This is a genomic window from Lyngbya sp. PCC 8106, from assembly GCF_000169095.1.
Lineage (GTDB): Bacteria > Cyanobacteriota > Cyanobacteriia > Cyanobacteriales > Microcoleaceae > Capilliphycus.
In genome coordinates this window covers 127,702-144,989 of record NZ_AAVU01000009.1, presented here as the reverse complement: position 1 = coordinate 144,989, position 17,288 = coordinate 127,702, and the positions used below count along the sequence as shown (strand labels likewise).

Annotated in this window: 15 protein-coding genes; all 15 read right to left on the bottom strand. The window is 43.7% G+C overall.

Annotated features, from left to right (window positions below; all coding sequences use genetic code 11):
* Positions 1–243: 243 nt before the first annotated feature.
* The 15 genes from zwf to L8106_RS08435 all read right to left on the bottom strand — a co-directional run bounded on the left by zwf (position 244) and on the right by L8106_RS08435 (position 16,842).
* On the bottom strand, positions 244–1,773 hold the full coding sequence (zwf, locus tag L8106_RS08510; protein ID WP_009783847.1) for a glucose-6-phosphate dehydrogenase: 1,530 nt from the start codon (positions 1,771–1,773) through the stop codon (positions 244–246).
* A 382-nt stretch (positions 1,774–2,155) separates the two neighbouring features.
* A complete protein-coding gene (gene tal, locus L8106_RS08505; protein WP_009783846.1) occupies positions 2,156–3,301 on the bottom strand; it encodes a transaldolase in 1,146 nt (381 codons plus the stop codon).
* A gap of 114 nt (positions 3,302–3,415) precedes the next feature.
* Positions 3,416–4,480, bottom strand: coding sequence for a class 1 fructose-bisphosphatase (gene fbp / locus L8106_RS08500; RefSeq protein ID WP_009783845.1), 1,065 nt, complete (start codon positions 4,478–4,480; stop codon positions 3,416–3,418).
* An 855-nt stretch (positions 4,481–5,335) separates the two neighbouring features.
* Complete coding sequence (locus tag L8106_RS08495) at positions 5,336–5,572, bottom strand: hypothetical protein (RefSeq protein ID WP_009783844.1); 237 nt, start codon at positions 5,570–5,572, stop codon at positions 5,336–5,338.
* Between the two features lie 367 nt (positions 5,573–5,939).
* Positions 5,940–6,458, bottom strand: coding sequence for an FHA domain-containing protein (locus L8106_RS30405; RefSeq protein ID WP_009783843.1), 519 nt, complete (start codon positions 6,456–6,458; stop codon positions 5,940–5,942).
* A 147-nt stretch (positions 6,459–6,605) separates the two neighbouring features.
* Positions 6,606–7,379, bottom strand: coding sequence for a PRC-barrel domain-containing protein (locus L8106_RS08485; protein WP_009783842.1), 774 nt, complete (start codon positions 7,377–7,379; stop codon positions 6,606–6,608).
* 116 nt (positions 7,380–7,495) lie between these two features.
* Complete coding sequence (locus L8106_RS08480) at positions 7,496–7,990, bottom strand: FHA domain-containing protein (RefSeq protein ID WP_009783841.1); 495 nt, start codon at positions 7,988–7,990, stop codon at positions 7,496–7,498.
* A gap of 126 nt (positions 7,991–8,116) precedes the next feature.
* Entirely contained in the window at positions 8,117–8,896 is a 780-nt protein-coding gene (locus L8106_RS08475; protein ID WP_009783840.1) for an FHA domain-containing protein, read from the bottom strand.
* Positions 8,897–9,344: 448 nt separating this feature from the next.
* Positions 9,345–9,824, bottom strand: a complete 480-nt coding sequence (locus tag L8106_RS08465; protein WP_009783839.1) for a cytochrome c — start codon at positions 9,822–9,824, stop codon at positions 9,345–9,347.
* A gap of 180 nt (positions 9,825–10,004) precedes the next feature.
* Positions 10,005–10,913, bottom strand: a complete 909-nt coding sequence (locus tag L8106_RS08460) for an MBL fold metallo-hydrolase (RefSeq protein WP_009783838.1) — start codon at positions 10,911–10,913, stop codon at positions 10,005–10,007.
* Between the two features lie 157 nt (positions 10,914–11,070).
* Positions 11,071–11,430 (bottom strand): aspartate 1-decarboxylase, encoded by a 360-nt coding sequence (panD, locus tag L8106_RS08455; protein ID WP_009783837.1) that lies wholly within the window; start codon positions 11,428–11,430, stop codon positions 11,071–11,073.
* Positions 11,431–11,477: 47 nt separating this feature from the next.
* A complete protein-coding gene (locus tag L8106_RS08450; protein WP_009783836.1) occupies positions 11,478–11,996 on the bottom strand; it encodes an inorganic diphosphatase in 519 nt (172 codons plus the stop codon).
* A 509-nt stretch (positions 11,997–12,505) separates the two neighbouring features.
* On the bottom strand, positions 12,506–12,700 hold the full coding sequence (locus L8106_RS08445; protein ID WP_009783835.1) for a hypothetical protein: 195 nt from the start codon (positions 12,698–12,700) through the stop codon (positions 12,506–12,508).
* 239 nt (positions 12,701–12,939) lie between these two features.
* Positions 12,940–13,518, bottom strand: a complete 579-nt coding sequence (locus L8106_RS08440) for a hypothetical protein (RefSeq protein ID WP_009783834.1) — start codon at positions 13,516–13,518, stop codon at positions 12,940–12,942.
* A gap of 213 nt (positions 13,519–13,731) precedes the next feature.
* Positions 13,732–16,842 (bottom strand): adenylate/guanylate cyclase domain-containing protein, encoded by a 3,111-nt coding sequence (locus L8106_RS08435; protein WP_009783833.1) that lies wholly within the window; start codon positions 16,840–16,842, stop codon positions 13,732–13,734.
* Between the last annotated feature and the right edge of the window lie 446 nt (positions 16,843–17,288).

Genomic DNA, 17,288 nt, shown 5'->3' with positions numbered 1-17,288 from the left:
TGTTAATTTTAGAGATGTTCAGTAAAAACATCTGTGGGAAGTCTTTGACAATCGGGCATTAGCAGTATCACTCATTCAAGTCAGTGCTATGCCCGGATAGTGATTAGTTTAGATCCTAAAAACGGGGACAGGTACTGATGCAAGAGGGAACAGGCAGGGAACAGACAACAATAATCAGTGATCAGTTCTTTTCATTTGTCATCTGTTATCTAGTCACTGTTCCGATTGCCTCTCCCCCCAATTCTACAGTCTGCGCCAATGACGACCATGGCGGTTGAGTAACAGTTCCGCTTCTACAGGTTCCCAAGTTCCCGCTTCATAGAAAGGAATCGCATCAGGGGGAGCAGGGGCATCCCAAGCTTCTAACAAGGGAGTAATAATCTTCCAAGACGCTTCTACTTCGTCATCTCGGGTAAACAGGGTTTGATCACCGAGCATACAATCAATCAATAGACGAGCGTAAGCATCGGTATTCGGCTTGCCAAAAGCGGTGTCATAGCGAAAATCCATATCAACCGAACGAGTTCTCAATGAGTTTCCGGGTGTCTTCACCTCAAACCGCATAGAAATCCCTTCATTGGGCTGAATCCGCAGGGCGAGAACATTGGGGTTAGCTTGTTTCGCCGCCGACTGGAACATTAAATAGGGAACTTCTTTAAACTGGATAGCGATTTCTGAGACTTTTTTCGGCATCCGTTTTCCGGTTCGTAGATAAAATGGCACTCCCTTCCAACGCCAGTTATCAATATGGAGTTTCAGAGCAACATAAGTCGGCGTGGTGGAGTTGGGGTCGGCGCCTTCTTCGTCTCGATAACCGGGGACTTGTTCGCCTTTCATCCAACCGGGAGTATATTGACCTCTAATCGCCGAATTTTCCAGGTTGTTAATATCAGCGAGGTGCGTCGCCTGCAACACCTTAACTTTTTCGTTGCGAATGCTATCAGCATCAAGCGAGTTGGGGGCTTCCATCGCCGTCAGGGAAAAAACCTGCATCAAATGGTTCTGCACCATGTCGCGCAACGCCCCAGAGGTTTCATAGTAACCCGCCCGTCCTTCTAAACCAACGGTTTCTGCAACCGTGATTTGGACATGATCAACAAATTGACGATTCCACAGGGGTTCAAAAATGGCATTTGCAAACCGGAACACCATCAAGTTTTGAACCGTTTCTTTCCCCAAATAATGGTCAATTCGGTAAACCTGTTCTTCTGCACAAACCTCACGGACAATCCGGTTGAGAACTTGAGCGGTGCTTAAGTCACGACCAAACGGTTTTTCAATCACCAAACGCTGCTTTTTCGGGTCTGGTAACATACCCGCAGCACCGAGTTGTTGAATTGCTTCTCCAAAGAAAGCCGGGGCGACAGACAGGTAAAAAACGCGATTTCCCCGCGTTCCCCGTTGTTCATCTAGTTCACTCAAAAATGCTTTGAGTTTCTGATAACTTTCTGACTGGTCGATGTTACCGGAACAATAAAATAACCCCTTAGCGAAATCATTCCACAGTTCTTCTGACTGTAAGCCACCGCCAAACTCCTCGACACCGATTCGCATCTGTTCGCGGAAGTAGTCATGACTCCAATCTCGTCGAGCAACTCCGACAATGGTTAATTCCGGAGGGAGCTTGCGTTCGAGCCGCATCTGATAGAGGGCTGGAACCAGTTTACGTTGAGTTAAATCCCCTGATGCACCGTAGATCACTAAAATCTGAGGTTCAGGGACGCGATCTTGTTGCAGTCCAACCCGTAACGGATTTTCCAGTAGTGTAACCATTTACATTCCCTTGTCAATTTAGTTGAGGCGGTGACACTTTTTGTTTGCGTTAATTATCTGTTTTTGGTGATCAGCAAACCGTTAGAAATGAACAGTTACCCATTTTATTTTTAGGTAAGGAATCCTTGAGGTTGAAAGCCTGACTCGGGCTTGCTCTTGAGTTAGAATTTGCCGATTAACCTTTCTGCCTTGTTTCTTTGGGATACCTAAAATTATTGGGTTTGAAACAGAGGTTCTCATCTCTAAATTATCCGGTTGTCACCCGCTAATCACCTTTCGTCAATCAGACTTTTCTATCAACCTGGTTTGACTTGCTCACTTCCAGATTTTAGGTCAATGAGAAACCCGGTTTTTAGCCAACAAGTGCATTGGTTTGCACTCACTATCCCACCGTCGAAAGCTGTTTCACCTTTTCTTCGAGAGAACTCATTAACGAAGTAAACGGTTTGACAAACTTATCAATACCTTCGACTAAGAGTTGATCCATGACTTGATCGAGATTAATATTAATCTCTGGTTCCGTGAGGCTTTCAATCAGATGATAGGCTTGATCAACCTCAGTTTCGACGCGATTTTCGACATCACAGTGATCGGCGCAAGCATCAATGGTATTTGGGGGTAAAGTATTAACCGTATTCGGCCCAATGAGTTCATCGACGTACATCACATCGCTGTAAGCCGGATTTTTGGTACTTGTACTTGCCCATAAGAGCCGTTGTGCATTTGCTCCTTTTGCCGATAATGCTTTCCAGCGATCGCTTTGAATAATTTTCTTGTATTCTTGATACGCAATTTTAGCGTTGGCGATCGCCACTTTGCCTTTAACTTTCTCTAGTTTGGCTTGATGATTGATATCTGTGACGCCTTTGAGCTTGGCATCAACGGTATCATCAATATTGCTATCAATGCGACTGAGAAAGAAACTCGCAACCGAAGCCAACTTGCTGATCTCTTCTCCGTTGTTGACACGAGCTTCTAAGCCTTTGATATAAGCCCAAGCCGTATCAACATAACATTTCACCGAAAAAAGTAATGTGACGTTAACATTAATTCCATAAGCAATCACCCGTTCTACCGCCGGAAGCCCTTCAGGTGTTCCGGGAATCTTAATCATCACATTTTCTCGGCCAATTGCTTTGTAATAGCGTAAAGCCTCTTTTACAGTGCTTTCCGTATCTTTGGCAATCGTCGGAGGAACTTCGATACTCACATAACCATCTAATCCCCCAGTCTGTTCATAGACTGGCTTAAAGATATCGCAAGCATTCCGAATATCCTCAAAAACCAGAGATTCATAGATTTCCATCACCGACTTTCCGGCTTTAATCCCTTTGTCGATCTCCGCATCATAGATAGCATTTCCCTTAATGGCTTTCTCAAAAATCGCCGGGTTAGAAGTAATTCCCCGAATCCCTTTTTCGACCATTAATGTCTTTAATTCACCGGACTCAATAATGTCACGGCTTAGATTATCCATCCAGATACTTTGACCGAGATTGCCAATTTCTAGCAGATGATTTGTGGTCATAACTGCAATTCCTGTAACGTCTACAAATTCAATCGGTGAGTTGTTTAAAGTAGATGATCAAGTTGTTTTTACGCCGAACTCTAGCAATGTTGAGCGTCTAGCGTGTAGAAACGACTATTTTTGATCTCGACGCTCCCGATCTTGAATAAAGGATTTCACCAAGGTCACATCTTCTTTACTCCCAATAATTAGGGGTGTACGTTGATGTAACTTTTCTGGAACCACATCCATAATTTCCTCTGTTCCGGTAGAAGCCTGTCCTCCTGCTTGTTCGATTAAATATGCCATCGGAGCCGACTCATAAAGCAAACGGAGTTTTCCTTCGGGTTTTTTCACGGTACCGGGGTACAGAAATACACCGCCTTGATACAAAATTCTATGAATATCTCCCACTAACGCACCGCTATATCGAGCCGTGTAACCGTCGTGACGGTGAACATAGCGGATATAATCGCGAATCGATTCATCCCACTGCCAGAAGTTACCTTCGTTCACGCTGTAGACAGGGCCATGATCTGGAACTTTGATGTTCTCATCTGCAAGGATAAACTCACCCAAACTCGGGTCAAGGGTGAAGGAATGAACGCCTGTTCCAATGCTGTAAACGAGCAATGTACTCGGGCCATAGAGGATGTAACCAGCACCTATTTGTTTATGTCCATGTTGGAGCAAGTCAGAAGCGGTACTATCTTCGTCGTTACCTTCCTGCTGTCGAATCGAGAAAATTGATCCGACATTCAGGTTCGTATCCAAGTTGGATGAACCATCTAAGGGGTCGTACAGCAAGGTGTAACGTCCGATAGGGCAGTTTTCGGGAATATAGTAGGGGTTCTCCATTTCTTCTGAAGCCAAGCGACAGACTAAGCCGCTTTGTTTGAAAACGGAGATAAACACCGAGTTGGAATAGAGATCCATTTGCTTGACTTCTTCACCTTGGACGTTCACACTGCCTGTGAACCCCAACGCATCATCGACTAATCCTGCTCGACTCAGACGGCGTGCGATTAACTTACCCGCTAGTCCGATGCGGTTCATCAATGCACTGATATCTTGAGCATCGGCTGAAAAACTATTGAGTTGTTCGAGAACATGACGGGATAGCGTGGTGCAGTCCCGATCTATATATTGTCCCTGATCCATCGGATCGGAGGGCGTTGGCTTTGCTGGAATCTGAACCATGATTTCGTCTCCGGTGTCTACTCGTCTCGCCTTTGACAGTCTCACCGACAAGCTTTATGACTTGTCGAGAGATTTTTGCTGCTTCCCCTTTTCGCTGAACTAGACTTCAGAAAAATCTAACTTTTGCGACTTCGAGTCCACAAGCATTTCAGTTTGACTTCTACTGACTGGCTGACAGCAGAAGGATCTCCATCTATATTAAGGAGACTTTTTGGGTCAGACGGCCAAATTTTAAGCTAAGTTTTATATCTTTCGTCTGTTGTTAAGGTAAATTTATTTTTTTTTCTTAAAGAATAAAGGTGAAGTTCTTGATATCGGTTTGAGGTTGACGGGTAGGCCATGGAACGGGGAACAGGGAACCATTAGTCTTTTTTTGTCACTTCTGAGGAGAGGAAACTCAAAAACAAAATTCCAAAAGCCTTAGAAACCAATGGTTACACCTGATTTGTCTCAAGGGGTGAGGCTTGATCGAGAATTGAGACAGATTGAAAGGGCTGATGATGTTATAGCACTACGCAAATTGGTTAGGACATTTCTAAATTCTGAAACCCTCTCAGGCGTGTGCATTCCTTGGCGGCTTACAAAGCCGCAGGGTCACACCGCTTTCATAGTCTGCTGTTCCCTAAGATTGCCAACTAAGTCTCGCCGGAAACCGCGCCCGCCGCAAGGCAAGCGCTGTTCCCTGTTCCCTATTCCCGATTCAAGTAGCGCTATAAGCCATTTCAACAAAATAATTAAGCGGGACTGTTCCACAGGATCGGTGATCTCAGTTCCTCACACCTAAAAAAGTTGTTTAGAATATCTTTTACTGAGTCACCAAAACCAAGATTAAAAACTCAATATCCTTAAATAAAGTTATATTTTTCTGGAACCATAACGATTTTGAGAATGATTCATTTCTAGATATTCAATGTCTAAATAACGAACATATTCAGGCTGTTTTTTCTCTTGATAAAAATTTGGCTGAGAACGATCTTTGTTGTAATCAATTTTCTCGAAACTTCGATCATCTTGTTCATTCGTGGAAGATGAACCCTGATCATTCCAAACTAAAACAACGGCGAGGATAAGGTAAACCAAAATAACTTCCATACTGACACTTTCTCCTTGTTTGTGTGAGGAAACCGAGGTTTTTGACCTAAAAGTATTACTTTCAGGATACTTAACTATTTCTTATCTTACTCGGTATGATGAAAGTAATAATGAGTGCTACTCTACAGAAATTTAGATCGAATTATAGTAATGTGATCTAAACTTAAATAAAGCTTAAAAAAAGCTAATCTTGGTATTGGGTTTGTTATGTTGAGTGATGTCAGCGAAAAATTTAATAATATTTCAAGACAAATTTTAATCTTTTTCTGTATTGTTTGTGGTATGGTAACGCCCCAACTTCAAGTTAACCCCTCGAAATAGAGGAGAAGAAGAGAGATTGTCGATTTAAAACTCCTACTGAGAAATACTATTCCAAGAAATCTATCCTTGTCGTTGAGTTGTCATTATCATCTTCATCTTCATCTTCATCTTCAATTTCAAACTCAAACTTTTCTTCTGCTAAAACTTCTTTTTGCTGTTGAATTTTATTCATTTCTTCTGTTGCAGTAAACGCATCTGAATTTAGAGTTTGTGAACTTTGAGAATCTTTAACCCCTTCGTCTGATGGGGTTTTATTCATTTCATCTAAACTCAATTTTACCATTAATCTAGGCCCAGAATTGCCGAGACAAATGACCATTCCATCTTTAATAAAAAACTGATTTAAAGGTTTGTTATTGATATATGTACCATTCGTACCAAAACTGACAACCTCCCACCCTGATTCTCGGTTCCAGAGTTCTAAATGATGACGAGAAACAACAGCATTATAAATCACAATATCATTATCTTTTGCACGGCCTATCCGAATGACTGACTTCTCTTTAAAAGTCCATCGGTTGACCGGTATGGGTTGAGTTGGGTGAATGAGGATCAGAGTAATCACTTATGGATCTAAAACCGAGATAAAAATAGACCTAAAAGGTTGAGTTGGAATCATTTATTAGTCCGATAGCTAGCTTTTTTTAAGCTTTAAATTTGATCATCGAAGTCTTGCAAAACTCACAATTTTTGAGTTTCCCAGAACTTCAATTTAATTTGAGGAGGAACTTTCAGAATGATCAGGATTAGTATTCTGAGTATTAGTCTCGGAAGAATTCGAGGGAAGTATTTTGGGTGATGAATCCTCGGTTTCCCATTCTTCTGAAATTATTTCAGCTTTAATTTCTTTCATCTCCTCCTGTTTTCCTTGTGTCATTTTTTGAGCATTCCGTTTCAATCCTTCCAAATGTTCTCGGGTTCTCTCAAAATCTTCTTGTAAGAATTCAGCCGCTTGATCCATTTTTTTCCCTAAACCTTCTGAATATTGCTGAGGGGTTTTGATGGCAGATTCTAACACAATCAGACGTTTATTTCCGGCACTCGAAACTGCTGTTGACGGTAAAATATAAACCCCTTCCAATACGCCTCGTAACCCCTGAGACGTATAGAGATAATTGTAGACAAACCCAGTTTTCAACTCAAAAATATAGTCAACAATTGCACCAATTTTATTACCACCATCTGTCCAAACTTCATGATTCATCACATGAATCGCTTGTTCAGGTTTAGCCTCATTTTTAGATGCTTCATAGCTGCGACAATTGACAAGAACTGCATCTTCACCAATTTGAGTAATATCGTCCCAAGCAAAGACTCGTTTTTGACCTCGAAGCAGTCCAGATTTACAGGTCAAAGCCACGACTTGATGAGACTGAGGATTAATCCACAGTTGTTCCACTCGACCTAAATCTTCAACCGTATTCCGTTCTAGCACTAATCGATTGATTAACTCACTGCGTTTAATCATCTGAATTTCAGTATTCATAGAGTCAGTCTCCATACTAATGACGATTTGATAACCGTTAAATCTTGATATCCTCTTGATTTTTTGATTGAAATTGATACACCGCTAAAACCATACAGAACAACTTAAAATCAACCTCACTCAGTTTCTGTAATATCTTCATAGGGTTCAGAAGATATTAATTGAGAAGATGTTGAAGATGAAATCGAATCAATTTGAACTTCAGTATTCGAATGATCAACCGTTTGTATTTGTCTTTGTTTGATTCCAATTCGACGCATTAAATGTTGAGTTTTATCGGCGGAGATATTCAGCTTAATTTTTGGACCCGAAATTGCCAAATGAATAATTTGTCCATCGACAACCGGAGATTGTTGAATCAGTTTGCCGTCAAGATAAGTGCCATTTGTTCCTAAACCAATAGCAGTCCAAGTTTTTTCTTGAAATCTTAGCTCAACATGATACCGAGAAACAACAGCGCTGTACAAAACGACATCATTTTTCACAGAACGGCCGATCCGAATCACCTCCTTCTGCTCAAAAGTCCAAGTCCGAACGGGGATAGATTGGTTGGGATGAAGTAAAGTTAAGGTAATCACATTGACAGGTTTCAGTTCAAGTAGAGCACTCAAGCCGAATTCTAGATTTTCCGTGCAGATTTTGAACTCTCACAAATAGTGACTGATTGATCAGGTCAGATCTCAAAAATTCCCTTTTGAAGTTGAGTTCAAAATCATACCGGACATCTAAAATTTGACTTAGGAGGGTTGTTGAAAAATAAATGAAACAAGGTCACCTTTTCCAAGAGAAATGCGATCGCCAGGTCGCAATAGATGTCGATTTCCCTTTGTCAGAGGAATATTATTGACATAAGTTCCGTTAGAACTGCCGACATCTTCAATATAGTAGAAACCTCCCTCAACGCGAATATCGGCATGAGTACGAGAGACAACTTCCGAACTCGGGAAACCCGAAACATCAATATCTGGGGGAACTAGCTCATTGGGTTTACCAATGTGAATCACAGGTAAATTGGGAGGGAGTTCTACAGTCAGATTTGTTTGGATGTGAAGTAAATGTGCCGACTGGTTTTGAAGCTGAGTATTTGTACTCGCCGTATTTGCCGCCGATACTGTTGATGGAGTCGGATTAATTTCGTTAATGTTTGCAACAGATGCAACCCCCACTGGATCGGGATCGGGATCGAGATCCCGAGCGGGATCGGGGTTTGATTTTTCTAAAACTGGAGACTCAATCTTAGAAGATACAACAGGTTCTGGTGTCACCAACGGCTCAGGTGTCACAGGAGCAGAGGGCGGGGAAACTACAGTGGGTAGAGCGGCTTCTTGTTCTTCTAAAGATGGCGATGTCGGTGTGGGCTGTAAATTGTAGCCACATTGACCGCAAAAAGCAGCATCACTTTGAATTGTTGCACCACAACTTGGACAAGCCATTGTTGTCGGTAGGGGAGTATAGCAAGCTTCACATTGAGTTGCTCCCTCGGGGTTTTGGTGATTGCAATTTGGACAAACAATCATCAGTTTTTCAGTAGTCAGCTACTTACAATTCTGACACTTTAAGACACTATCAGCTATGAAATTGTTAGAAACCGATATACAGAAGTAGATATGGGGAGGTCGGGAGATGGGGAGGTCGGGAGGTCGGGAGGTCGGGAGGTCGGGAGGTCGGGAGATGGGGAGGTCGGGAGGTCGGGAGGTCGAGAGGTCGGGAGGTCGGGAGGTCGGGAGGTCGGGAGATGGGGAGGTAGGGAGGTAGGGAGGATTTTTATGAATAAAAAGTTATTTTTCATCTCCAAAAAGACCTATCCCCACCACCCCCGTCACCCGATCACCCCATCAACCTCGGCAATTTTTAACTCGGGAAGCGAGGCATCCTTCAAACCGCAAGTCACGAGTTTGCGCTGTTGTCTCCCTGTTCCCTATTCCCCGTTAAGTTTCGAGCCGTTGAACAGGGTTGACTATCGGTTTAGGGAGAATCAGTCCATTCTGAGGTTAATTTCCGAAAGTTATATTCTGAGGCGGATGGATGACAATTGAGGCAATTCTTGACAGAGATCGGTTGAGAAAATTCGACGCGCGGATGAAGGGCTTTAAAAAAACGAGAGCGATCAACTCGAAAAGGGAGTTGTTCTTCTTTGAGGTCTAGGGGACGTGAGAAGGTTTGTAAGTAGTTCCAAATCAGTATCCGAGGGGGATCGACAATGGGTTGCAGTTGGCGTCCGTAATGTTGGGTATCTTGGAGAAGTTGTCGCCAGGTTTGCGTCGGTAAGACTGGGGGCGGAAGAGCAATATGACAAGCCGAACAGTTTTCGAGATAGAGTTGTTGTCCGAGTTCAAAGCGTCGGGGAACCCGATCTACACTAGCAATTTGATTGGAGGAGATGGCGAGAGAATCTTGACTCTGAGGCGATAGGGGAATTGAACTTCTAGCTACCCAGTTACCCAATACTGAAAAGAGGATAATTCCCAAGACAAGTACCCGCAGACTCCGTTGCCTGAGTCGGGAAAAGTATCGTTTAGAATCGGATATACGCAGTCGTACAGGTAACTTTTGCTTCACTGGCTTGTCTCTCAACTGAGGTTTGCGAGAGTCTATTGGCTGGATAGTTTTGCAGTCAGGACAGGATTAGTTGATTTGCAATTGCATTCCTTCTCGTGCCACAATCCCTTCGGGAAAGACTGCTTGCACATCAGCTTCAACTTGATCGAGAAAGTCATCATCGTGAGAGGGATCATGTTGATACATCACAATTTTTTTGACTCCGGCTTTTTTGGCAACTTCGACTCCCACTTGCCAAGTTGAATGTCCCCAACCGACTTTAGGAGATTGAAGATGGTAGTATTCCTCGTTGGTATAAGTCGCATCATAAATTAGGACATCAGCACCACGAGCCAAATGCAAGACATTTTCATCCAATCGGTCTGGAAAATGTTCGGTATCACTACAGTAAACCACGGTATGTCCTTGCCAAGTGACCCGATATCCGATGGCTCCGTTGGGGTAATTCAAGGGAGCTGTCTCGATTTTGATATCTTCAAGTGATACAATCTCGCCGGGAATAATATCATAAAATTTCATATCCGATTGCATGACGTGCATAGGAACCGGAAAGTTGGGATGAACCATCTGGTCGGCTAGCCTTTGTTCAATGGTGCTACCATCTGGAGTAATTGCACCGTAGATGTGGAAGCGATTGATGGGGATAAACGCAGGTATGAAGAATGGAAACCCCTGAATGTGATCCCAGTGGGTATGAGAGAAGAACATACAGACATCGAGAGGCATTTCTTTGAGTAAGTTTGTCCCCAGGACTCGTAAGCCTGTTCCCGCATCAAAAATTAGGAGTTTTTTCCCTAAGCGCATTTCGACACAAGAGGTATTACCTCCATAGCGAACCGTTTGGGGGCCTGGAGTGGGAATCGTTCCTCTTACCCCCCAAAATTTCACGTAGAAGTCTGGTGAGGGGTTGGTTTCCATCTGAGCCTGTTCGGAAGGCTGTTGACTCTGAGCAGGTGGATCAGAAACTGACGACATCTTTGTGGTATTCAACCTTAAACGTAGGACTAAAAATTTAAGACTTGAAAGCCTCATCTATTGTACTGATGAGGGTTACTACGATCAATTATGGAACAGTTGCACCGCTGTTTTTTATTGGTGTTGAAGATTTTATTACCGAAGCACCAGTATTATTCTAGCCCCGAACCTCAAGAATTCGGTTTTTTTCGTCTACGAAAACAATTTGAGGAATGTGGGTTTTGATTTCTTCTGGAGTCAACTGTCCGTAAGACATCACGATGATCCGATCACCTGTCATTCCTAAGCGGGCCGCAGCACCATTAAGTTCGATGGCACCGGAACCGGGCGGCGCTGCGATCGCATAGGTGATCAGGCGCTCCCCGTTAGCGAGATTCACGACTTGCACTTGTTCGTGGACGAGAATATCGGCAGCTTCTAGTAAAGTTTGATCGATACTAATACTACCGACATATTCTAAATTGGCGGCCGTGATGGTGCAGTTGTGAATTTTCGCTAATAGGAGCGTGCGATACATGGTCTTACTTTCGGGGTAAACCCATCAATATTTTCTTAAACTGAGTCTCAGCCTTTGGACTTCCCGGCAGCGATGCACTCTTCTATTAAAGGATTGACCTGATCAACATCTTTCCACCCGAGTATCTCGGTGACTTTTTTTTCTAAGTTTTTGTAGGTTCTGAAGAATTCAGCAATTTCATCTAAGCGATGAGGAGCAATATCTTTGAGTGACTTCACCTGCTTATAGCGAGGGTCTTTTTCTGGAACACAAAGGATTTTTTCGTCGCGATCGCCCCCATCTATCATTTCTAGCATACCGATGGGTCGGGCTGCGATCACACATCCGGGGAAGGTGGGCTGATCCATTAGCACCATTCCATCGAGGGGATCTCCGTCATCAGCGAGAGTATTGGGAATAAATCCGTAATCATAGGGATATTGTACGGAGGCGTAAAGCACCCGATCTAGGGCGAAGGCTTGTAAGTCTTTGTCGTACTCGTACTTATTTTTGCTTCCGGCAGGAATTTCGATAAGTACGTTAATCAGTCCCGGCTCGGGCTGGGGTGTAATCCGCGATAAGTCCACTGATCGTTCTCCAAGCTATTTTTTAGGGGAGATCTTCCTGTTGGTCTGTCGAGTCATCAACAGATTGGAATGGATGATCTCCCATTTAGCATTCTAGGAGCGATCGTGTGTTCGAGCCAACCCTAAACTCAGGAATTGAGATGATCATCTCACCACAAAACAATAGGAGTCCATCAGAAGCCGGGTTTAGAGGCAGGACTGTTTCATTTTCTCCCTAAAATTTGATTGAACTGGAGGTTGGGAGATGGGGAGATGGGGAGGTTGGGAGGTTGGGAGGTTGGGAGAATTTCTATGCGCGAAAAAACTATTTTTAATCAGAAGCGCACTTCACCCATCACCCCCGTCACCCCATCCCCCGGCAATTTTTAACTCGGGAATCGAGTCAACCGCAAGCCCCAGCTTTTCAATCCGGGGAACGGTTGACTGATAATGAAACAGCCCTGGGGTTTAGAGGGAAAAAACACCTCCCGTCTCCAATACTTCGCTTCGGAGAGAGCGAGAAGTGGTCTTTAGGGTTGATTGTTGGTTAAACCTTGAATCGGATAGGGAGGAGACTGCCAAGTTGCACCTTGACTGGGGGAATAATGGGCAATCGCGAGTAGGGGTAGCGTTAGCGTGATTAGAGCAATAACTGTTCCCACAAAATTCGCAAACCAGTCGCTAGAATGACTAGAGGCACTAGGAGGTTGACTATCAGATTCCATACAAAATTCTTTTAAGCTTTGGAGCGTATATTCGGCGAGCTTTTACTAACCAACTATAGCACAAAATTAACGGGTTTTCTCCATCATCCCGAAGATAGATTTTAGGGATCTCTTGACCTTGATGGGGGCGATCAAGTTTCAGAAAATACGATAACTATAAGCATTGCATAGAGAAGTTGACCGGGTTTGAGAGTTAATCGAAACATCATCAAATGTTAACTTTTAGAGATATTTCTCCTCTAATGGGAGGATTGATGGATTTGGCTGTAGATTTCTTTGGCGACATCGAGTAGGGTTAAGACTTGTTGCCATTGAGGAAGCTGAGGGTTACTGCTGCGGGCTTGTTCTGCTTGCAAATGGTTTTGAAGTTGCTGAAGAAGCTGTTCGGTAGAAGTCGAGGCTTCATCCGGTTTGGACTCATGGGTGAGGGGAGTCTCTTCATTTTCCCACTCAACTTCACCGTTGTCTGGCAAATTTTCCCGTAAATCTTGAGCGGTTTCCGCCAGCATTAAGGCTCTTTGAGCGATGTTATCGGGAAGTTTAGGACGCTCAGATAAGGCAATCCGAGACAGTTCGAGTAACAGTTGACGAACATCTTCTAGCCACTTACTTTGTTGCGCCCAATTGAGGTCAGGATTGAATTGGCTGGTGTTTTCTTGCAGGACTTGAGCATTTTGGGCGAGGGGCAGGGCTTCTGTGGAGACTCTTTCGGGGAGTCGAGGTAAGTCGGATAGTGATGCCCGAGCGATTTCGATCAACAGATTGTGAACCTTCTCCAGCCATTCAACATCGGAAAAATGGGAACTTAGTTTAGTCATATCTTAAGCACACTGTATCTCAAATTTTGAGGTCTATCGCATGGATTTCATCAGTGAAAATCCTCTAGAACGTATTAATTCTATACCAATTTTATTCAGTTACAGTCTCAATGAGATCAAAATTGAATCTAAAATTAACATTTGGATGTTTTGAAGCTGGGGAGCGGCGTTCTCAAGCGTTCGCCGCTCTCGGGATTGTTCTCTAGCCTGTTTCTACTTTTCGGTCAACTTCCAGACGCCATCCCAGCTTTCACCGGGGGGTTTGCTGGTTTCATACAAACGACAGCGATCAACGTGTAGTTTGGCGGCTTTATTTTTGGGATCGATATTCAACACCTCCAAAAATTCTCGCTTGGCGTTTTTGAACGCTTCTGTAGCTTGAGTTGCAAATTCTTTTTTCGCCAGGTCGATCAACTTTATTAACTTAGGAAGCGACATTTCTTTGGCTTCCTCTTCTAGCATTTGTTGAGTTGGGGGTGCGGCGCTGAACTGTTTCAGTTTGGCAATCAATAATTTTTTTCTCTCGCGAGGGGTAATTTTTTTATCTTGAAATTTGTTTTTAACCTTGAGGATCGCTTCTTCGATGGGACTGGTTTTCAAGGCTGGAAGTTCGAGACGCTCAACTGTATTTTCTCCGAGAATTTCAACCAGTTTTTCAAGAGACAACTCCAAGATCATCATTTCTGCGAGCATTTCTTTGTCATCGTAAGACAATTCTTCCAGTTGAGCGTCGGACAATTCTTCCAACTGTTCGAGCAAGTTCACACAATCTTGGTCGCTGAGTTTTTCTCGGGCGGGTTTGAGATAATAATCCCGTCCTTTGTGGTAGTGGTCGATAATTTTTTGTTCTGGTTCGGAGAGGGGGCGGGCGAGTTTTCCTTCTCGAATTCCGACTAACTCATAAATTTTGACGGGTTTACTTTTCCCTTTGACGGTGATGTAGTCAAGTTCGCGGACGATTAACCGTTCTGCATAGCGATGATAAGTATTGTCGCTAATAATAATATCGGTTCCGTATTGTTTACTGGTTCCTTCTAAACGAGATGCTAAATTTACCCCATCTCCAATAGAAGTTAATTCCATCCGTTTACTCGAGCCAATATTCCCACTGATGACTTCATCGGAATGTAATCCCATACCAATACTAATGGGTAATAGCCCGTGATCAACTCGGATCTGATTAAAGTCTACCAAACGATAGCGCATTTCAACGGCCGCTTGCATTGCCATCCAGGGATGATCCTCTAGCGGGGCTGGAGAACCAAATACCGCCATTAACGCATCGCCGATATATTTATCAAGAGTGCCTTTGTAGTTGAGTACGGTGTCTACCATTTCCTCAAAATATTCGTTGAGCATGGTAACGACTTCTTCGGCTTGTAGCTTTTCTGTCAGGGTTGTATAGCTTCTAATATCACTAAAGAGAACCGTAACATCTTTGCGTTTACCGCCTAGCCCGATATCCCCACTGGCGAGTAATTGTTCGGCGACTTCTGGAGTCATGTAGCGATAAATGAGATTTTTGACCTCTTTTTCACCGCTAATATCTTCCATAACGACGAGAACCCCGCTGACTTTTTTGGGATCACAGACATCGGACATGGAGTTGATCGAGAGGTTAATACTTTGGGGTTCTTCTGCTGCACCGGATAATAGGGTTTGATCGGGATAATATTGCTGTCGATCTTTGGCATCTTTTGGATGTAGGGCGGTTTCAAACCATTTGGTAAAGTCGCCTTCTTTGAGATGAATCAGATCAGGAACATACTGACCTGCGGTGACATCGGCTTCACTTAAACCGAGTAATTCTTGAGCGCATTCATTGGTGGCAATAATTTTCCCGTTTCTGTCGGTTGAAATGACGCCGTTGCTCAAACTACGCAGAATATCGCGCTGCATTTGTTCTTGCTGACGCACGGTTTCAAACAGTTTGGCATTTTGCAGGGCAATTCCGGCTTGAATATTAAACGCCCGCATGAAGTCTAAATCATTGCGGTTAAAGCTGGCTTTCCATTGTTCGGGAGGCTCGGGCCAATTGTCGGGGTCGTAGGGGGGATATTCGCCTTGTTTTTTCTTGTTAATAAGCTGGGTGACTCCGATTAATTGTTCATCGGAATTGAACACAGGCATACACAATAGGCTACAGGTACGATATCCTGTTTTTTGGTCTGTTTCTTGGGATTTAACGGAACGGGGATCTTCGTAAACATCAAAGGAAATGAGCAGAGGTTCCCCCGTGTCAGCGACGATTCCGGCAAATCCAGCATTAGCAGGGATGCGGATTTCGGTGAGTTTGCCCTCAATCGGGATTTTTGTCCAGAGTTCGCCTTTTTCAGCATCGAGAAGCCAAAGGGTACTGCGATCAGCGTTCATCAGTTCTTTCGCCTGATCCATGACGTTTTTGAGCGTTTCTTCGAGATCCAGGCTACATTTACTCAGGGAGTTCACCGCATTCATCAACGCTTTGGCGGCTCGTTGTTTTTGAGTGGCGGCGTAGAAGGATTTGGAAGATTCGAGAATCAGGCGAATGGAAGGGACAAACTCGGTGAACAGTTGCTCATCGTCTTCGGTAAAGCCGCGCTTATCGATTTTTTCTTCTAGAGGGGCTTCGAGATCGCTTTCGGGTTTGAGTTTATTGAGTAGTTGGACAACGGCCACTAATTCTTCTTCTTCGTTGAGAAGGGGCATTGCCATCATGGTGTAGGTACGATACCCATATTTGCGATCGGATTCTTTGGCGGCTTGGGAACGGGGATCGTCGTAGAAGTCATAAGGAATACTCACCACCTGTTTGGAGGTGGCTGCTTCTCCAGCAATTCCAGCATCGCTCGGAATTCGCAATTCTAGGGGTTTTCCGTCTTCTCCTTTGGCGACAATTGACCACAGTTCGTGTTTTTCATCATCGACTAACCAAATGGTTGTCCGATCGGCGCTGAGTAATTCACCTGTTTTGAGGGTGATCGAACAGAGCATTTCGTTGAGGATTGCCTCAAACCCTTGGGCGTCGAGTAGGTTATCGAGGATCGAGAGGGTTTCATTAACGGTTTTGAGCTTTTGTTCAACCTCTTTGACGACTTGAACAAAGTTGTCCTTTTTCAAGGGTGCCAAAAATGAGGAGAAGCTACCACTATTGCTCGATGGCACAATGGCTGCACTACTTCCTCCATTGCCTGTAGATTGACCTGGGGGTATATTGTCTGGGGAGACAGAGGAGGTCATGTCTTGAGATGAGGGATAACTTTTTTGACTATTCTCATCAACATTAACATCTACGGTTCTGGTGACGGTTTGCTCTTTGGGATTGCCTGGAGATGCCGATTTCATAGACCTTTACCAAAAAGACCTGTACTTTAAAATCATCTTTGTGAATGCAAGGGACAGCAACTTTCGGGAGAATGAGTTGGTGTCTCGACGGTATACAGAAGAGCTTGGATATTCTTCAGTTTACGCGCTTCAGTCGGTCGGTGGTTAAATTATAAAACTGTGATTCAAGAACTGTAATCAATTTTTGCACTGATAGCCAGCAAAAGGATGTGCTTACTTCTACCAATTTTTGATTGGAGTTCAATGAGAATAACTGAGTTTGCCAGATTAGCTAGAAATCTAACGCCGACAATAGACTGACTGAGCTGAGTATATATGGAATATTAAGCGTAGAAGATAAGATTAGTTAACAGTATAAGGGTAAAGGTTGATATCGGGTAGGAAGTTACTCCCCCTTTTTTGATGAGAACTACAAGTCGCAGGTCATAGGTCACGGTCTTTTGGGG